This window comes from Pseudomonas sp. SIMBA_067 (assembly GCF_046534675.1).
GTDB lineage: Bacteria > Pseudomonadota > Gammaproteobacteria > Pseudomonadales > Pseudomonadaceae > Aquipseudomonas > Aquipseudomonas putida.
On record NZ_JAWRYH010000150.1, the window covers coordinates 1 to 348 of the forward strand.

The window sequence follows — 348 nt, forward strand, 5'->3', positions numbered from 1 at the left end:
CGATAAAGTACATGGCCCAATGAAAGTAGCCGAGCAAAAACTAGAGCTACAAACAACCGAACTAAAAGAAGAAGTAACAGGTTCTAAAGCACGCTTTATGCTAGTGCCACTGTTAACGTTAATTGTTAGTATGGTTGGCTTTATGTTTTACACTGGTAACGGCGTACTTGCCGAGGGCAGTGGTTCAAAATCGGTATTGTATGCCACGGTACTGGCTATTGTTGTGGCCTATTGCTTAATGATTGGTTCGCGCCAGTTTACCCACCACCAATTAGTCGATACCGGCTTTAAAGGCATGGGCGAATTACTCCCACTGGTAAGTATTGTATTGCTCTCGCTCACCTTGGG

At 44.5% G+C, this 348-nt stretch carries 1 protein-coding gene; it reads left to right on the top strand.

What is annotated here, in order from left to right:
• Positions 1 to 19 precede the first annotated feature (19 nt).
• Positions 20 to 348 (top strand): hypothetical protein (locus SB765_RS28470; protein ID WP_410932337.1); only part of this gene is annotated, 329 nt, incomplete at its 3' end.